Origin of the sequence: Rhizocola hellebori (genome assembly GCF_016862955.1) — a bacterium.
GTDB classification, from domain to species: Bacteria; Actinomycetota; Actinomycetes; order Mycobacteriales; family Micromonosporaceae; genus Rhizocola; species Rhizocola hellebori.
On the sequence record NZ_BONY01000043.1, the window covers coordinates 67,485 to 84,700 of the forward strand.

General features: G+C 64.5%; 10 protein-coding genes. 4 read left to right on the plus strand and 6 right to left on the minus strand.

Features of this window, described 5'->3' with window-relative positions:
• The first annotated feature begins 47 nt into the window (after positions 1 to 47).
• A complete protein-coding gene (locus Rhe02_RS30135; protein ID WP_203911785.1) occupies positions 48 to 581 on the plus strand; it encodes a GNAT family N-acetyltransferase in 534 nt (177 codons plus the stop codon).
• A 695-nt stretch (positions 582 to 1,276) separates the two neighbouring features.
• Here the strand turns inward: Rhe02_RS30135 and Rhe02_RS30140 are convergent.
• Positions 1,277 to 1,885: a DUF8371 domain-containing protein gene (locus Rhe02_RS30140; RefSeq protein ID WP_203911786.1), complete on the minus strand. Its 609-nt coding sequence runs from the start codon at positions 1,883 to 1,885 to the stop codon at positions 1,277 to 1,279.
• 295 nt (positions 1,886 to 2,180) lie between these two features.
• Here Rhe02_RS30140 and Rhe02_RS30145 point away from each other — a divergent pair, with 295 nt between their 5' ends.
• Genes Rhe02_RS30145 through Rhe02_RS30155 form a run of 3 tightly spaced genes read left to right on the plus strand, consistent with a single transcriptional unit; the run spans position 2,181 to position 8,181 of the window.
• Complete coding sequence (locus Rhe02_RS30145) at positions 2,181 to 4,412, plus strand: hypothetical protein (RefSeq protein ID WP_203911787.1); 2,232 nt, start codon at positions 2,181 to 2,183, stop codon at positions 4,410 to 4,412.
• Complete coding sequence (locus tag Rhe02_RS30150) at positions 4,397 to 5,029, plus strand: hypothetical protein (RefSeq protein WP_203911788.1); 633 nt, start codon at positions 4,397 to 4,399, stop codon at positions 5,027 to 5,029. Before Rhe02_RS30145 ends, Rhe02_RS30150 begins: the two co-directional genes overlap by 16 nt.
• Positions 5,026 to 8,181, plus strand: coding sequence for a helicase HerA domain-containing protein (locus Rhe02_RS30155; protein ID WP_203911789.1), 3,156 nt, complete (start codon positions 5,026 to 5,028; stop codon positions 8,179 to 8,181). The genes Rhe02_RS30150 and Rhe02_RS30155 overlap by 4 nt, the downstream gene beginning before the upstream one ends.
• A gap of 91 nt (positions 8,182 to 8,272) precedes the next feature.
• Here Rhe02_RS30155 and Rhe02_RS30160 read toward each other — a convergent pair whose 3' ends face one another.
• From Rhe02_RS30160 to Rhe02_RS30180, 5 genes are all read right to left on the minus strand, one after another.
• Positions 8,273 to 9,811, minus strand: coding sequence for an Hsp70 family protein (locus Rhe02_RS30160; protein WP_203911790.1), 1,539 nt, complete (start codon positions 9,809 to 9,811; stop codon positions 8,273 to 8,275).
• 20 nt (positions 9,812 to 9,831) lie between these two features.
• On the minus strand, positions 9,832 to 10,599 hold the full coding sequence (locus Rhe02_RS30165) for a hypothetical protein (protein ID WP_203911791.1): 768 nt from the start codon (positions 10,597 to 10,599) through the stop codon (positions 9,832 to 9,834).
• 353 nt (positions 10,600 to 10,952) lie between these two features.
• On the minus strand, positions 10,953 to 12,167 hold the full coding sequence (locus tag Rhe02_RS30170) for a helix-turn-helix domain-containing protein (RefSeq protein WP_203911792.1): 1,215 nt from the start codon (positions 12,165 to 12,167) through the stop codon (positions 10,953 to 10,955).
• 100 nt (positions 12,168 to 12,267) lie between these two features.
• Entirely contained in the window at positions 12,268 to 15,675 is a 3,408-nt protein-coding gene (locus Rhe02_RS30175; protein ID WP_373320726.1) for a M28 family peptidase, read from the minus strand.
• A gap of 248 nt (positions 15,676 to 15,923) precedes the next feature.
• Positions 15,924 to 17,216: helix-turn-helix transcriptional regulator (locus tag Rhe02_RS30180; protein ID WP_203911793.1), on the minus strand; the 1,293-nt coding region annotated here is incomplete at its 5' end.

Genomic DNA, 17,216 nt, shown 5'->3' on the forward strand with positions numbered 1-17,216 from the left:
CGGTCGCTGTGGTTACTGCCTGACCCACTCGGCGATAGAGTCCGCCTGTGTACCCGGTCAGAATCGAAGGCACCCGAGTCGTCCTGCGTGAATTCGTCGAGTCCGACCTCGACGACAGCATGGCCATCGTCGGCGACCCAGACGTCACCGTCTTCCTCTCCTTCGACTCCCGCACCCGCGAACAGCAGTCGGAACTGCTGGCCAAAGACATCCAGCGAGCACAGTCCGACGCGCGTCCCGATTACTATCTCGCCATCGCCGAGCGCGACACCAATCAGCTGATCGGTTTTGTTCGCATCGCCCTCGACGCCCACCAACGTGGCGAACTCGGCTACGCACTCCGCAAGGACCATTGGGGCAAAAGTATCGTCACTGAGGCCTGCCTGCTAATGATGGACTTCGGCTTCAATACCCTTGGTCTGCACCGCATTCAGGCCGCTTGCGGGCCAGAGAACCATGGTTCTCAGAAGGTCTTGGACAAGCTCGGCTTCGGCTATGAGGGCCGTATGCGCGACCACGTGTTTACCAACGGAACATGGCGAGACTCGCTGCTCTACTCCAGAGTGACGACAGATGGATAGTGGCGCTACGCGCCGGCGGCCTCGCCTGGGATCACGTGATTATTTGTGAGCTGGCACCGCAGCGTGCTGACATTGAGCGATGCAGCGTCCTGTCCGACATGTTTTCCGGGGCTGATTGCGCCGCGGCCGTACTGGAACTAACGCCCTCCAAACGCTTTGGCGCTGATGTCGAGCGCTTAACCAAATACTTTGCTGCACGAGGCGTTGAATCAAAACGAGAGCCAAGTCCGCAACCCCCTGACGTCGGGGCCATGATCCGTTATCCCGTGCAAGGTCAATGCCAGCTCCGGGTCCGAACTGCTCACCCGAACGAGAACGCCCAGAAGCGAGAGGACTCTTGATGGAGGTCACAGAACTATTGGTCACCGGCTACAACGGCGATGACCCAGTTTCGCGGTCGCGCTGGTCCCAAGTGAGGCTGCTGCAGTGGCAACTGCAGCCGATCGAGACGGGGATGCGGCGGTCAGCGCTTTGGCCATCAGGCGACGGATGTCTTCACCTCGGTCCGTGACCTGTTGGAGGCTCTGACGCTCGCGCTGTCTCATTAGCTTCGAAGATCCGATTGGCCGGGCAAAGGAAGTTACCGCTGCCCGGCCGACCCATTCCCCTGGCTATGCGATGCGCGATCAACCCACAGAACTACGTGGGTCGGCGCTCATACACCTTGCGAAAATGACCCTTGGCAAGCTATGTGGCTATGCTTTCGATGCTGATGGCTTGTTGTCGCCACGTGCGTCGATCAGGACGACGTTCTCGGCATCCGCTTGCTGGAGGTCGCTCAGGATGGCCCGCACTCGCTCGTCCTCCTTCGCTGTGTAGCAGACGATCACTTTGATGGACCTCTTGGTCTGATTTGCTACCTCATAGATCTCGACTTGCTTCATCAGGTTGCGTCTGAGCTGACGATTGCTGCCCAATTTGAATTCGATCAGCGTCTTGTCCGTCGCCCCTCTGCTGACTTTGAAGTCGACTGGTCCGCGACCGTTGTTTGGTTCGCGATTTACGTCCGAGGTAGTGCCTATCCAAGCAAGGCCAAAGTAGGTCTGAACGTCCCTTTCATTAGCAAAATATCCCTCTCCTTTGTTGATCAAACGGTAGCCGTCCTGGTTCTCGATGTAGTGCTTGAATGCCATGACATGATGGAGCGCCTCGCTGTAGCTGTTGGCGGGCTCCGCCACATCGGCGCCTTCATGGGCGTTTCGGATTCGATGCCAGTCGCGGGCCCTCACCCCCTCGCGAGCGACTGTGATGGCGAGTACGGAGAGCGCGTCGGTGTCCTGAATGATGCCAACCCACTGCTGCATCGGGTCTCCTTATGGCTGTGATTGGTGCCCAAGGGGGGCTCCTCAATGGATAGTTCAGTGGACCAACTGGCTAGCCCTCCGGCCAGGGAGCCGGAGGGATCCGGATGGGCGCAACGCCGTAGAGGACTTGGGAAATGCGATGTCGCCGAGCCGATGTCTGCCTCCGGCATGGCTGCCGGACGCGGACCGGAGGCGTGAGCGGGCGGGAATGCCCCAGTCGGATGGTGTGAGTGATCCGAGTGGCCATGTACTGAGTCAACAGCGCTGATGGTGCGGCGCGTGGCTTATCGATATCATGACCGCAAATCTGGACTGCCAGCGGCGGGAGGTGAGAGTACTGACGCCCCAACGCTATCTGGATCTTTCCCGGGTGCGTTCACGGACGGATCTCGGGGCGGCGCTCAGGGCTCTCTACGAGCACAAAGGTTTGTCCTTGGCCGAGATTGAAAAGAGGAGCAGGGGCTCACGGCAGGAATTGAAGCGCTCGACCCTTAGCGACGCGCTCAACGGTAAGACGCTCATTAATCCGCAGGTCTTGATGGGCGTCCTAACCGTGTGTGACGTGCCACGGGGCGACTATGGTCAATGGCTCGAAGCTCGGTCACGCGTCGCGGCGTGGCAGCCGGTCATTGAGGGCAGATTCAATGAAGCCTCCCCGCTCGCCCTCGGCATCCATAGCGCCATTGTCACTTCGGACACGACCGATGATCTTCCGGCTTACGTAGAGCGCGACTTTGATTTCCAGCTCCGTACAGCCTTGGCCGGCAACGGTCTAGGCGGTGGCTACTTCGTCATATTGGTCGGCGGCTCGTCGACTGGCAAGACCCGCTCCTTGTACGAAGCGGTCCACGACGTAGCGCCAGACTGGCGGCTGCTACAACCGGCGGCGGCTGACGAGCTATTCGAGCTGAAGGACAATCCGCCGAATCGGACAATCTTCTGGCTCGACGAACTGCAGCATTTCCTGGGCAGCCAACCGCCACTGTCCTCGGAATGCGTGCGCGCGTTGACCCGCAAAGAGAACATTGTCGTCGGCACATTGTGGCCGGAGCACATCTCTGGGGCGATAGCGATGCAGGCGGCCACCGATGAGGGCGAAGATGTCCGTCGTCTGCTTAGGAGCGCGACGATGATCAGCGTCCCAGACACCTTCACCCCAGCGGAGCTCAAGTCGGCACGTGACAAAGGAGAGCAGGACAGCCGGATTCGGGTTGCGCTAGAAACACGCGACACGGGGCTGACCCAGGCGTTGGCCGGTGGTCCTGCCCTGGTGCTCTGCTGGGAGCAGGCGCCTAACCCGTATGCCAAGGCATTGATCACTGTGGCTGCCGATGCGCACCGCCTCGGCGTGCAGGCTCCGTTAAACGAGGACTTGTTGACAGAAGCCATGTTCGGCTATCTCAAGACAGCTCAGCGGGTGAGGTCGAAGGAGGAGTGGTTGGCCAAGGCCATCCCCCATGCGACCAGGCCGTTGCACGGCGACGTGTCAGCGTTGTCACCGGCGGACGGAGGACGGGCTGGCGTCCTCGGCGGGTACATGATCGCCGACTACCTGGCCCAGCATTTGCGGAGGCGCCGCCGGACTGAGCCTGTCCCACATGAAGCCTGGATGGCACTCGTCACGCGGACGGACCGCGCAGTGGATCTGCGCCGAGTCGCGGACAGTGCGGCCGCTAGGCTGCGATTCCGCTACGTCGAACCGGCCCTCGCACGGCTCGTCGGCGAGTTCGGTGACTGCTCCGCCGCGACCGAGCTCGCCGAATTGCTGATCCGCCAGGACCGGTTTGAACAGGCGGTGGACGTGCTGCGACGGCAGTTGGCAGTGCGCCCAAGGGACCGGGACCTCGGCGAACGCCTCATGCGTACGCAGGAACTGTGGCAGCGGGCGGAAGAGATCCGTCCCGGAGCCAATGCTGGGGATCCCGTGGCTCGTGAGCGACTCACCGAGATCCTCTCGGATGGTGGCAGGTGCGACGACTTGCGAGTTCGTGCGGACGATGGCGACACCATCGCCGCCGAGCAACTCGTGGAGCGGCTTGTTGACCGCGGCTGCTTGAGGGAGCTGCGGGAGCGTGCGGACCATGGCGATAAGTACGCGGCGGAAGCCCTCGCTGATCTGTACCTCGCCTGGGGCGACGTGGATCTCTTACAGGCCCGCGCAAGTCGTGGCGACGAGGCCGCGGAGCTGCGTCTGTCGAAGGTCCGCGCGGAGGGTGTGCGTTCGAGCGGTACCGAGTCGGAGGTGGCAAAGCTGAGGGCGGCCGCTGGTGGCGACCCGGGGGTGGCGCGGCAATTGTGCACAGTGCTGTTTGAGCTACGCGACGAGGACGGTCTGCGCACCGAACTGGAAGCCGGTACCCACAGCGCCGCCGCCCTCCTGATCGCGCTCTATACAGCGCAGGAAGTTATCCCGCCTGAGCAATTGGGACGGCTACGCGCCTTCGGCCTCGCCGCCGATGGAGAGCCAGTCACTCCCGGCTCCGAGCCAATGACCTTCGGAAAGGACCAACTATGGCCGACGATCTGACTCCAACAGATTATGCGTTTCTTATCCTGCTCGACATTGAACGTGAGGAGATCTCCAACACCGACCTAAATGATCATCATGGCGTGCGACTGGTGGGTGCGAGCTGTACGCGGCTCAACGCGGGTGGCTATGTTATTTCAAAGACGGATCAGCGTCCGTACCGGCACGCTATTTCTCCCAAGGGCATCAAGGTACTCAAGGTGCCTTTGGAGGTGGCCGGGGATGGAGAGGGCGTTGAGGAAAGCAAGCTCGGCGCCAAGGAGTTGCCGTTCTGGGCCGCACTCGCCGCCCTACACGAGTACCACCTTAACGATGGCGACAAGCCCCGCACGTTGGCGCCGCTCCGCGATGAGCAGAGCCTGGAGAGGCAGATCCGGGGCGCCTACGCTGACCTGGCCACGGAGCCGGGAGCGTGGGTCAGCCTCAGCCGGCTTCGTCCGCTCTTCGACAACGTGTCAAAGGCTGATCTGGACAAAGCACTGAGATCCCTGCTGGATGCTCCGGATGTCAACCTTGAGCCGGAAGCTAATCAGTCGCGGCTGACGTCGAGCGAACGCCGTGCGGCGGTACGGATAGGTGGCGAGGACCGGCATTTGCTGTCGATTGGCGTGCGATGACCGACGAGGAGCGTGCTGCACTGGGCGCTCTAAGGCTCAGCTGGGCACCGGTGCCGGACGACGTCTGGCAGCCATCGCCGATGCATGTGGATGGCCTGCACACCGAGGTCGTCGCGGACCTGCTGGCCGGAATCGATGATGCGAAAGCCAGCACTACGAACCCAATCAGCCTGGCGCTGCTGGGCCGGCGGGGTTCAGGTAAGACCCACCTGCTCGGCTGGGTGCGGCAATGCGTCCAGGAGCAGGGTGGGTACTTCTTTCTCGTCAGCCTGCAGGACGAACAGACCTTCTGGCCCAGCGTGCTGGCCTCCATGAGGGATGGCCTGGCCCGGCCAGTCCCGGGCAGCGAGGCGCAGCGCCGCCTGCTGCTACGCCGACTGTCCTCACGGATCGGTGCGAGTCGGGCGGCCCGTAGGGCGGTGATGGGGGAGACCGAGCTGACCTCAGCTGCACTCGACTCCTTCATTGGCGGGCTCGCCGACCTCGACCCGTTCGTCGAGGGCGTCAGCCGGGATACTGCCCGAGCATTGGCCCTCAACGCTTCCCACAACTCCGCGCATCGAGACATCGCTGACAATTTTTTCGCATCAGACGAGGAGTCGTTCCCCGGTGAACGCACCGACTGGGGCATGCGGCGCAAGCCGTACACCGCAGAGGAGATCGTCCGTCAGCTTTCATTCCTGCTGGCGATGACCGGACCATCGGTCATCGCAGTGGATCAGATCGACACGCTGATCGCCCAGTCCTCGCTCAGCGCCGACTTGGCACTCAACGAGGACACGCAAGTAAGCCAGCAAGAGTTACGTTCGCTCGAACACGTAGCGAGCGGTCTCATGACGCTGCGCGAACGTACCCGCCGTACACTGACGGTGGTCGCCTGCCTGCCGCAGATCTGGACACTGATAGAGAAGCGGGTTACCAACACGGTCGCCGATCGATTCCGTAAATCGGCGGTGATCAAAGGCATCATCGATGGTCAGCTGGCCCGGGAGATCGTCGAGCGACGGTTCGCTGAACCGTACGCCAGGCTCGGGTTTCACCCCGATTACCCGACCTGGCCCGTTCGGGAGTCTGCGTTCGCGGCGGCGGGGACATACACGCCACGTCGGTTACTGATGGAGATCGACCGGCACATCCACACCTGCCTGAAGGCCGGCGAGATCCGAGAGCTGACTTATCTGAGCGACCTTCCGGACGGTGAGGACGACCCGGGTTCGCCAGGCCCGCTGACTCCCGAAGTTTCAGACGATGCACTCGCCCGTATTGATGCTCATTTTGAAGAGCTGCAACACGAGGCCGACATCACGTCCCCGCTTGATGCTGACGTCGAAGACTCACAGTTCCCGCTGCTACTAGCCGCCGGACTGACCGCCTGGATCCTGGAACGCGGTGAAGGCGCCAAAGTGTTCACCCTCGACCCGCCACCAAGCGCCGATCCGGACCTGCACGCACGACTACGCCGGACCCTGAATGAAGACACTGAGGACCAAGTGCACTGGTGCTTCCGGGCGATCAGCGACACGCATCATGCCGTGGCCGCGCTCAACCGGCTGCGCCGCGCAAGCACCGGCGCGGGACTGTCTACTGATGTCGCCAAACGCATGCTGTTCCTGATCCGCAACGGCCCTTGGTCCGCCGGAGTCAAGACCCAGCAGTCGCTCCGGGAGTTCCGGCGCGCTGGCGGTGTCATGCTCAGCGTCGATGATGCGGACCTGCGGACGCTGGCCGCATTGCATGGCCTGCGCGACGAGAACCCTGCGGAATATCAGGCGTGGCTGGTGAAGCGCAGGCCCACCGCTGATATTGCATTGTTTAAGGAAGCGTTGGGGGATGCGGATGCGTGGACTGCTGCGGGTCATATCCCAGGCCCGCTGGGGCGAGACCCGGAGGTCGACGAGACCTCGCCCGAGGTCGTGGTCGGGTATGGATATCAGGATGGTTTACCCGTGCCGGTTGCCTTGGAGTCGTTGCGCAAGCATGTAGCGATCTTCGCAGGATCGGGCTCCGGCAAGACGGTGCTTATACGGCGTCTCGTCGAGGACTGCGCGTTGCAGGGCGTATCTGCGATCGTCCTGGACCCCAACAACGACTTGGCTAGGCTCGGCGAGCAATGGCCGGAACCGCCCTCATCCTGGCGGCCTGACGATCAAGAATGCGCAACGACGTACCTTGCCAACACAGAGGTGGTGGTCTGGACGCCACGTCGCGAATCTGGCCGTCCGCTGAGCTTCCAACCGCTTCCAGACTTCGGCGAAATGCGCGATGATCCAGACGAGTTTGGCGAGGCCGTGGAGGCAGCGGTGGCCGCCCTGGCCCCGCGGGCCAGCCTTGTTGGCCGAGCCAACAAGGCTCAGCTCGGCCTGGCGGTGCTGCGTCGCGCGGTGGAGCACTACGGACGACAGGGGGGCGGCGACCTTCGCGGGCTGGTCGAGCTGCTGTCGGCGTTGCCTGACGGGGTGAGTCGGCTCGGCGACGCCGATCGGATCGCCGCTGGACTGGCACAGACGCTCACCGCCTCAATGGACAATGACCCAATGTTTGGAGGAGACGGAAGCCCCGCTGATCCCGGGCTACTGCTCACCCCGACGCCCGGCAAGCGAGCTAGGATCTCGGTGATCAGCATGGTCGGCCTGCCAGCTGAAGAAGCCCGTCAGAGCTTTGTCAATCAGCTGCAGATGGCTTTGTTCGCCTGGATCAAGAAGAACCCCGCAGTCGACCGGCCACTACTCGGTCTCTTCGTGATGGACGAGGCGCAGACGTTGGCGCCGTCAGGTCCTATGACCGCATGCACCCAAAGCACCCTGGCTCTGGCCGCGCAGGCCCGCAAATACGGGCTCGGCTTGATCTTCGCAACCCAAGCGCCCAAAGGTTTGCATAATCGCGTCTCTGGCAACGCCACGACGCAATTTTTCGGCGCACTCCATGCGCCAGTGCAGGTCGAGGCCGCTCGTGAAATGGCAAAGATGAGGGGTGGCGACATATCAGATCTTTCGCGCCTCAAGTCGGGCGAATTCTATGTGGCGGTCGAAGGTGAACCGCCACAGAAGGTGCGTACGTCGATGTGCCTCAGCCACCATCCGCGCAGCCCGCTGACGACCGACGAGGTCTTGGCTCTGGCCCGGTCTTCCAATGCCGGAACGAGTCCCGGTTGACCGTACGAGCATGTCGGTCCCATCCGCTGCGTTTCGTGGCCGGTCCCAAATGAGGCAAGCAAATCGGGCTCGGTTCGGTCTAGGACATCGGTCACAGAATTGCGTCTGTGAAATGCCATGCGTCGACCTGGCCGTCGTATGTGCCGCCGCCGTCTGTCATGCGTATGCGACCGCTGGGATAGATGGAGAATTCGAACTTCTGCTCGCTTAGCATCACCTGGAATCCGTTCAGGTCTGCCCCGCCTATGCTCGCGTGAATCCGTTGACCTGATTGGGAAACCACGCGGAGCCGTCCCGTTCCTTTGCGTGGAAGCATGAGGTCCAAGCCGTTGACCACATAACGAAGATCGCTGGTTCCCTGCGCGATTTGACCAGGCTGGACTAGGGGGGTGAAGGCGTCATAGACCACTCGGAACTCCTGCCCGTGATCCCACTCAAGCAGGATGTCGAACGCCGGACGGTACATGCTGATCCGCCCGAAGCGTGTGGCGTTGGCCAGGCCGATAGCCACAGCGTCCTCAGACGGCGTGGTGGCCATCTCGATGCGTGTCGCGGCGGGGAATAGTTCCCTCATTCGTTCTGTCACGTAAGGGATCTGGCTCATGCCGCCAGAAAGCACGACGACATCGACGTTCTCTACCAATTTGTTTATGGGGGTACGCAGCAGTTCGTGCGCGGAGACGGCACCAGGCTCGGCCAGCCGAGCCGCCCGTAGTGCGGCCGCGATGTAAAACTCAGCACGGTCTATTTGCTCCGCGAACACCTCGTTGAGTTGCTCGCGGCTATAGGGAATGGTCGCAATCCCATATATTCGTTTCGACAGTGCTACATCAATCTGTGCATAGTTTGTCAGATCGATCTTCACGGCCCGCGCAGAGTCCCGCAAACGATCCCTCGCCTGGCGTGAGTTGGATGCCGCCTGGATGTCGTAACCTGCCACGGCGAGCTGGAGCTCAAGGTCGGCGGTGAGCGCATCGTCCAACGCATCACCGGCCTCAGCAGCACCGACTGCCGCCAGGACGGAAACGTCATAATGGCTGGCACCCCGTACATCGAGCACGGCGATGTCCAGCGTGCCGCCGCCCATGTCGAAAACCAGCACGCGTAGCGGCATCGTGGCGTCGACTTCGTGCTTGACCACCCAGGCGATGCCCGCCGCCACGGGCTCGTCCACAAAGTTTGCAAGTGATACAGGCAGCCCGGCTTGCCGCGCCACAGCTTCAAGGCGGCGCCGCTGCTTGCCGTTCCACATCGCCGGACAACCGATCCGTATTGCCGACTCGTCGGTCATGTCTTGGCCGCTAGCCTTCGCGCGCTGGATCGCCTCGCGCAGGATCGCGACCATGAGATCGTCAGCGCGGATATCCCGAATCCCGGTCGGAGTGTCCAGACGGACAAACACACGATCATCCGTGATGCATCTCTTGATCGATCGGATCATCTGGTCTTGCGGCAGATCTCGCGCCGCATCCCCAGCGACAATCGAACCGTCGTCGCCGTACCCCACAATCGACGGTATCCAAGAAGCTTCCGTATCGGTGCCGATATGTACGACGCCTCGCGGATTGGCGATCAAGGTGGTAGAGGTCCCGAAGTCGAATCCAATTGCTGGCTTGGCTTTACTGCTCAACTGACCCGACTCCTCGACTACTACTCCTCGACGACCACCTTCAGCACTAGTACATCGTTATCGGTCTTCTTCCAGACATACCCGGGTCGGACAACAAAGACAGGCGCTCCGTCGCGTATGGCGCTGCCGATCGGCTCATGCCTCTTCCGATCGAACGTGGTCTCTTCCCCCGCATGGCCTACCGCTTCAAGCGCACTACGGCCGACCCGTGCCCGAACCATCCTGAGCATCGCGTCTGGCGGGGTTTCGTTGTCGATCAAACCTTCGACGGTACTGGCCAGGTCAGCAAGTAGCCGGATACCCTCGCCCTCAGCCCTTCGCACGCGCGCTGCCCACTCAAGGTCAGCCTGCTCACCGGCGGACGGAGAGATCTTGCCCTCAGCGACAGGCTCACGCGCTGCTTCAACGGCCGGCGCCCGCTGCAGCAGGGCGCCCCGGATAATCTCTACAAGCCTTGCCCTTCGCGGCGCGGTTCCGCCCCCCTTGGCAAGAATGTCTAGTGCCTCCGAAGCGGTCAGTTCAGCCTTGGCCGTCGTCCAGCGATAGCGATTACCAGTGTCAACGGCCACCTGATCGTGTGCTTTGAGGCGCTTGGCCTGAATGGATTTCCACGCTTTATCCGCCGCGACTTTCTCGACTCCGCCAGACCTCAGGGCAGCTTTGATCTTCCCTGCATCGAGTGCCTTGCCAGCTGCGTCTTCCAGGACGCGCAATATGGCAGCATCGGCGTCTTCCGCGAACAGGGTCGCCAGTGTCCGTCCACGTGGAGCTTTGCCAGGTCTGGTCACGACAGCACTGTAGTACCTCGATCAATCGAGTAACAGGATCGCACCGGCTTACGGTTCTTCCATGATCCGTGCAGGTGATCATTCCTGGAACGCTGCAGCCAGAGCGGCGCGAATCTGCTCAACTGGGCGATTTCGACTGGCATGGCCGAAATCAGTAGTGCCGGTCCTCGGCGCTGAGGCTCACGCCGCCGGCGACTCATTCGTAGTATGGCGGGTCATTCGTAGTATGGCGGGCTGCGAGATAGGGCTCATCGAGATCCCGCCGTGGACACTGCGAGAGGATTGCCAACCACGGCGATGATCCTCTTCGCATTCTGGCGCGTCTGGCCCGGCGGCGTGTGACTGAAAGCCGGTCACTCCATGCGTTCGAGGTCGAGTAGGCCGGTGCGGAGGAGGTCGGCTGCTTCGGCTAGGCGGGTTTGGGCGGTCAGTAGGTCGCCGAGCGCGCGCAGGCTGCGGGCTAGTTCGCGGCGGGGGCCGGTGTCGCGGTACAGGGCGATGGCTTGGCGCAGCATCGATTCGGCTTCGGTGTCGTCGCCGCGGTCGAGGGCTAGTAGGCCGCGTTCGCGGTAGGCGCCGGCGGCGCGGAGGGGTGCGGTTTGGGTGTCGGTGGAGGCTTGTAGGGCTTCGTAAAGCAAGGTTTCGGCTTGGTCTGGCCGGCCGCGGCGGCGTTGTACTTCGGCCAGTTCGACACCGATGTCGAGGGCGGCTTCGGTGGGGCCGTAGAGGTGGCGGGCTTGAGCCAGGTCGGCGGCGGCCTCTTCCAGCTGTCCGGCTTCGCGGCGCATCCAGCCGCGGGCGCGATGGCAGGCGGCCAGGGCTGGGCGGGTATGGGCGCGCAAGAAAGCGGCTTTGGCTTGGCCAAGCGCGACAGCGGCGTCCGCGGGACGGCGCAGGGCTAGCAGGGCCTGCGCGGTGGCCAGGTAGTCGGCGCCGACGGCGGCGGGGTCTTGCGGCCCGGCCAGGGCCAGGGCCACCTGTGCGGCGGCGGCGGCCCGTTCCTCGTCGCCGATCTGCAGGTACCGCTCCGCGAGGTGCGCGTGCAAGACGTAACGTGCATCGGGGTCGGGCAGCCCGCCGCGGTGCAAAGCATCGCGGAACTCCTCCAGCAGGTAGATCGCGTAGCGCGGCTCGGCCGCGCGGGCCTGGGCCAGTACTAGCGGGACGCGATCGGAAGGTGGCTCGCCCTCGAGCATCCGGGCGGCATCGGCCAGGTGGGCTTCGGGGTCGAGGAAGAGCAGAGCCCAGGCCCATCTCCGTGAATCGCCAGCCTTTTCGGCGGCAGCCGCGACGGACATGAAGCCGGAGCCGGTGGCGAGCGCGTCGGTCAGCGCCAGCTCCAGGCCGAGGCTGTCACCGGGCTGCCCGGCGGTCAGCTCGGCGTCGGGGACTCCCAGCCGCTGGGCGAAGTGGCGCAACGCCTCGCCCGATGGGCTGCGCTTACCGCTTTCCACCGAGGACACATAGGCGGCCGTGTACTTGGGCTCGGCCAAGGCTCGCTGGGTCAGGCCATGGGCCAGCCGGAGCTGTTGGATGCGTTGGCCGAGGTCGTCGGGCGCGTCGCTCACCCGGCGCCTCCAGTCAACTCCGGTGGTCGATTCGGTTAACTGTAACCAGACGGCCCCGGGATCCACGAGATCCCGGGGCCGCCTATTCCCCACCCACGGTTTAGAGCGTGATGCTCCAGGTGTCCAGATAGCCGGTGTCGTTGACGAAGTTGTCACCGACGTAGAGCAACCAGGTGCCCGCGGCCTGCTGGCTTACCGGGACGGAGTAGCTGCGCGGCCCCGACCATGGGGTGCACGTTCCCCAGGTCTCGGCTTTCAGCTGGTACCAGACGCCATTTGGCCCGCGAAGCCAGATGTCGAGGTCCTCCGCGCAGCTGTGCACGATCGTCAGCGAGACGGTGACCGGTGAGTTCGCCGCACCGGTGGCCGTGCTGGTGATCGGGCTTTGGATGAAGCTGTTGTCGAAGATGTTGTAGTTGGTGCCGTTGGTGAAGGTCCGCCCGCCACCGGTGGATTGCACGGTCAGCGTGTAGGTGGCGCTTCGGGTGGCGGTTTCCCCGGCTCCGGTGACGGTCACGCTGTAGCTGCCGGCCGGGGTCGAGGCGGAGGTGCTGATGGTCATCGTCGAGGAGCTGCCCGAGGTGACCGTGGCCGGGCTGAACGATGCGGTGGCGCCGCTGGGCAGCCCGGCGGCGGTGAGGTTGACTGTCTGTGCGGTGCCCGCGGTGGTTTGGGTGTTCACCGTGGCGGTTGCTGACTGTCCGGGTTGGACTGTCCCCGCTGTCGGGCTCAACGCGAGCGAGAAGTCCCGGGTCGGCGGGGTGATGGTGCCGACCGCGACCTTCCACAGCGCCCAGGCGACCGCGTCGGAGCTGCGGTCCAGAGCCGTGGTGCTCACGTTGCTCGGATAGGTGTCGCATGAGGAGTGGTAGCAGGAGTCGAAGGCCTGACCTGCCGTGCCGCCCCACTTCTGGGCCTGGGCCGACGACTTGACCGCCGACGCCCCGGTGGAAAGGAACGTTGCCGCAATCCCCGCGTTGCGGAATGGGCCGTCATCGCTGCAGCACTCGCTCATCTCCTCGGTCTGCACGCCGATGGAGTCGAAGTACCCCTTCAGGTTGCCCGCCAGGGTAGAGGTGATGGCATCGATGAAATAGCCGGCGTTGGTCGAGCCGACCATGTCGAAGTTGAAGTATCCCTTGATTTTTGCCCGCTCAGTCGCGGCAAGGTTGTTGACGTAGAACTCGGAGCCGTTGAGGCCCTGCTCCTCGTCGGTCCACCAGCCGAAGCGGACGTGTTTGGTCATCTGCGGGTTCTGCTCGGCGAGCACGAGCGCCGTCTCGAGAAGCGCCGCCGATCCGGTCCCGTTGTCGTTGATGCCGGCCCCCGCCGACACGCTGTCCAGGTGCGCGCCGAACATGTAGATCTCGTTGGCGTCACCGCCCGGCCAGTCCGCGATGAGGTTCGGCCCGGCTCCGGCGGTGCAGCCCGAGGCGCAGTTCTGCCGAACAACGTTATAACCAGCGGCGACCAGCTTCTGCTCCACATAGGACACCGAGCCGGTGTAGCCCGCGCCGGTCGAGCGCCTGTTGCCGCCGTTATTGGAGGCGATGGTCTGCAGCTGCTGCAGATGCGCCCGCACATTATCGACATTCACATTTGGTGGGGTACCAGGTCCAGGCCCACCCCCGCCCACGGTGAGGGTGAAGGTCACGCTGTGGCTGGTGCTGCCCGCGCCGGTGACGGTGATCTGATAGCTGCCGTTGGGGGTGGACGCCGAGGTGGCGACGGTCAGGGTGGACGAGTTGCCGGAGGTGACCGACGACGGGCTGAAGGAGGCGGTAGCGCCGCTGGGCAGCCCGGTGGCACTCAGGTTGACCGTCTGGGCGCTACCGCTCGTGGTCTGGGTGCCGACCGTGGAGGTGGCCGACTGTCCGGGTTGGACAGATCCCGAGGTCGGGTTGAGCGACATCGAGAAGTCGTTGCCGGGCGTGCTGCAGGTCGGCTCGCCCGACTGCACCGGAACGCTGACCGCGTTCCAGGCCGCCTTGGTGGTGGCGCATTCGGTGCTGGCCGCGCCGTAGAGCTCGACCACGGCCGCCAGCGACGCGGAGCGCACGTTGGCGTAGCGCCAGGTCGACGTCTTGCGGTTGAGGGCGCCCATGAAGATCTTGCCGGCCTTCTGGATGCCTATACCGGTCACCGAAGCCGGGCCGCCCGAACAGATCGGGCTGCTGGGCTTGCCGCCACCCGGCGACGAGCCCTCGGCCACCAGGTAGAACCAGTGGTTGAGCGGACCCGCGGCCGAGTGCACCTCGGTGTTGGGGATCGATGTGGACCAGCAGTTCGGGTCGCCCTCGGCCGACGGGTTGTACATGTTGCGGATCTCACCCGAGCCGGAGAGGTTGATCTCCTCGCCGACCAGGTAGTCCGGCGGATCGTTGGCATTGTTGGCAAAGTGCTCGGTCAGCGCGCCGAAGATGTCGCCGGTGGATTCGTTGAGACCGCCGTTCTCGTTGCCGCTGCCCGCGCCGCCGGGGGTGGTCTGGAAGATGGCGTGGCCGAACTCGTGGGCCACGACGTCGATCGCGGTGGCCTGCTGGGTGCTGGCCGAGTTGCGGCCGAAGTTGGTGTAGCTGCCGTTCCAGAACGCGTTGGCCTCGTTCAGGCCCACCCGGGCCGGGAAGCCGGCGCCGCTGCCGTTGATGCCGTTGCGGCCCAGCCAGGAGCTGAGCATGTCCCACTCCCGCTGCACCGCGTAAAGCGCGTCCACGCAAGCGGTTTCGAGGTTGGTGCCGGAGCTGTTGCCCCACGTGTCATCGGTACCGGTGAACGTGGTGCCGGTCTGGCCGCCGCACCGGATGCCGCTGCGGGTGGAGTCGGCCATCGACCACGAGGTGCCCGAGCCGGAGGTGTTGATGGTGACGGTGCCGTTGTAGTAGCTGTTGCCCGTTCCGGCGTGCACGTCGTTGTAGTAGTCGCTGATCGCGCCGGTCTGCGCGTTGACGAAGACGTGCAGGATGGCGGGTTTGCCGTCGGCGATCCCGGAGACGACGGCCTCCCACGCCAGCACGGGCGCCTGCCCCCACGCGAGCACGACCAGGCGCGGCGCGGCGGAATCGTCCACTCGCGACAGTTGGTTCTTCGCGGTGGCCAGGGCGGTGTCCGCGCTCACCCGGGCGCGGGTGGAGATGGCGCGCAGCGGCTGCGAAGCGGCTGAGGTGGTGTGCTTGACCCGGCCGGCGGAGTCGGTGACGACCACCGCGTCACCACCGATCACGGGCAGGCCACGGTAGGTGCGCTCGTAGGAGATGTAGTAAATGCCGCCCGCGGCGGGGACCACGGTGCGGCGCTGGAAGCTCTCGTCGAGTCCCTTGCGCAGCGCGTCCAGACCGCTGGCGGCGGCACGGTCGGCGACCGCGATCGCGAGCGCCGCCGGGTCCTGGCTTGCCGTGGTGGTGGTGGGGCCCTCGGGGGTCGGTGCGGCCGCGGCAGTGGGCGTGAACAGTGCCATCGCCACGATCGTGGCGATGCCCACGGTCGTGGCGAGTCTGGCTCTCGGTCTCACGTGAGGTGCTCCTTCCTTCGGTGCGTCCGGTGGCCGGGCAGCGTCGATCAGGCCGACCGATGGGCCTAGCTGTTTATTAATGCGAATAAATGGATTTCCCAACGCAAAGTCAGGCCCGTTGCGCGCGGCCAGAATCCGGGTCAGGGGTGAAGCAGAATGGAGAGTGCTTCTTCGATATTAACTTCTGTTACTGCTCCTGTAACACCGGAGTTAAGAGGATGGCGCAGGTCCCTGTCAAGAGGCAAACTTCAATCGATCTTGTCTACACAGGACACTCCGCGTCGCATAACAGACACGGCCTCGGTCAGCCTTTCCTGCCCGACCAGCAGCTCACCCAGCTCACGGCAAGTGCGCATCAATTCGTTGAATAATCCGGCCGCCTCGTACCGGTCGGCAGCCCTCGACAGCAGCGCCTCCGCGCCGCGCAGGTCGTCGCGCGCCACCGCGATGCGGCCCAGCAGCCGGTCGGCCTCGGCGATGCCCTCGTCGTACCCGGCGGCGTTGACCACCTGCGCCGCCTCGAGGCACAGCGACTCCGCCTCGTCGAAGCGGCCCTGCCGCCGCCGCACCTCGGCCAGCTCCATGGTGGCTCCGCCGTAGAAGTGCTGCGCGCCCACCCGGCCCAGAATGTCGCGGGCCAGCACCAGCTCACCGTCGGCTTCGGCCAGCCTGTCCATGCGCAACAGCACATAGCCGCGCATCCAATGGCAGCGCCCGATTTCGCGCTCCATGCCAAGCTCGGCCCAGATGCGACGGGCGGTGTTCAGCGCGGCGTCGACCTCGGCCAGCACGCCCTGGGCATTCCACACCTGGCTGGCCACGGTGTGGAAGGACGCCACGATCGACATGTCGGTGACCCGGGGCAGCAGCGCAAGCCCGTCGTCGACCAGACGCCGCGCCCGCTGAACGGCTCCCACCTCGACATACGGGTAGATCAGCGGCGTGAGCAGGCGCAGCTCCACCGCGGGATCGATGGGCGGCGCGGCGCGCACGGCCCGCAGCTCCGACTCGACCAGCTCGATGGCGGCCGCTGTCTGACCGGTCAGGAAGAGGCTGTTGGACACGCGGGCGATCGTCTCCGCGGCGACCACCCCGGTGATCGGCTCGGCCGCGGCGGCCCGGAAGGCGGCGAGCGCGGCGGCCGGATCGTTGCGGTGCAACAGAACGTCGCCCTCGACCAGGCGGGCCAGCCCGGCCAGATCGGGCAGGTGGTAACGCTGCGCCTCGGCCAGCACCCGCGCCGCCTCGCTGGCTGCGAAGCCGTCATCGCCGGCCGACAGTCGCCGGCGAACCTGCGCCAGACGCTCGACCAGCTCTTCACGCACGCCGATCGGCCGGCCGTAGCGCAAATCGTCGGTGCCGACGCCGAGCCGGTCGGCGAGATAGGCCAGCGCCTCATCGGTGGGCACCCGGTGGCCGGACTCGACAGCGGCCAGGAACCCCCGGCTGTAGCCGGGCTCGGCCAGCTCACGCTGCGTCAACCCCCGCTCGACCCGCAGGTCACGAATCCGAGCCCCCAACTGCATGCTGTGATTATGGCG

What these genes read in the sequence shown, in the direction of transcription:
- Rhe02_RS30155 (WP_203911789.1), top strand. Translation starts at nt 5,026, where the DNA reads ATGACCGACGAGGAGCGTGCTGCACTGGGCGCTCTAAGGCTCAGCTGG.
- Rhe02_RS30140 (WP_203911786.1), bottom strand. Translation starts at nt 1,885, where the DNA reads ATGCAGCAGTGGGTTGGCATCATTCAGGACACCGACGCGCTCTCCGTA.
- Rhe02_RS30150 (WP_203911788.1), top strand. Translation starts at nt 4,397, where the DNA reads ATGGCCGACGATCTGACTCCAACAGATTATGCGTTTCTTATCCTGCTC.
- Rhe02_RS30145 (WP_203911787.1), top strand. Translation starts at nt 2,181, where the DNA reads ATGACCGCAAATCTGGACTGCCAGCGGCGGGAGGTGAGAGTACTGACG.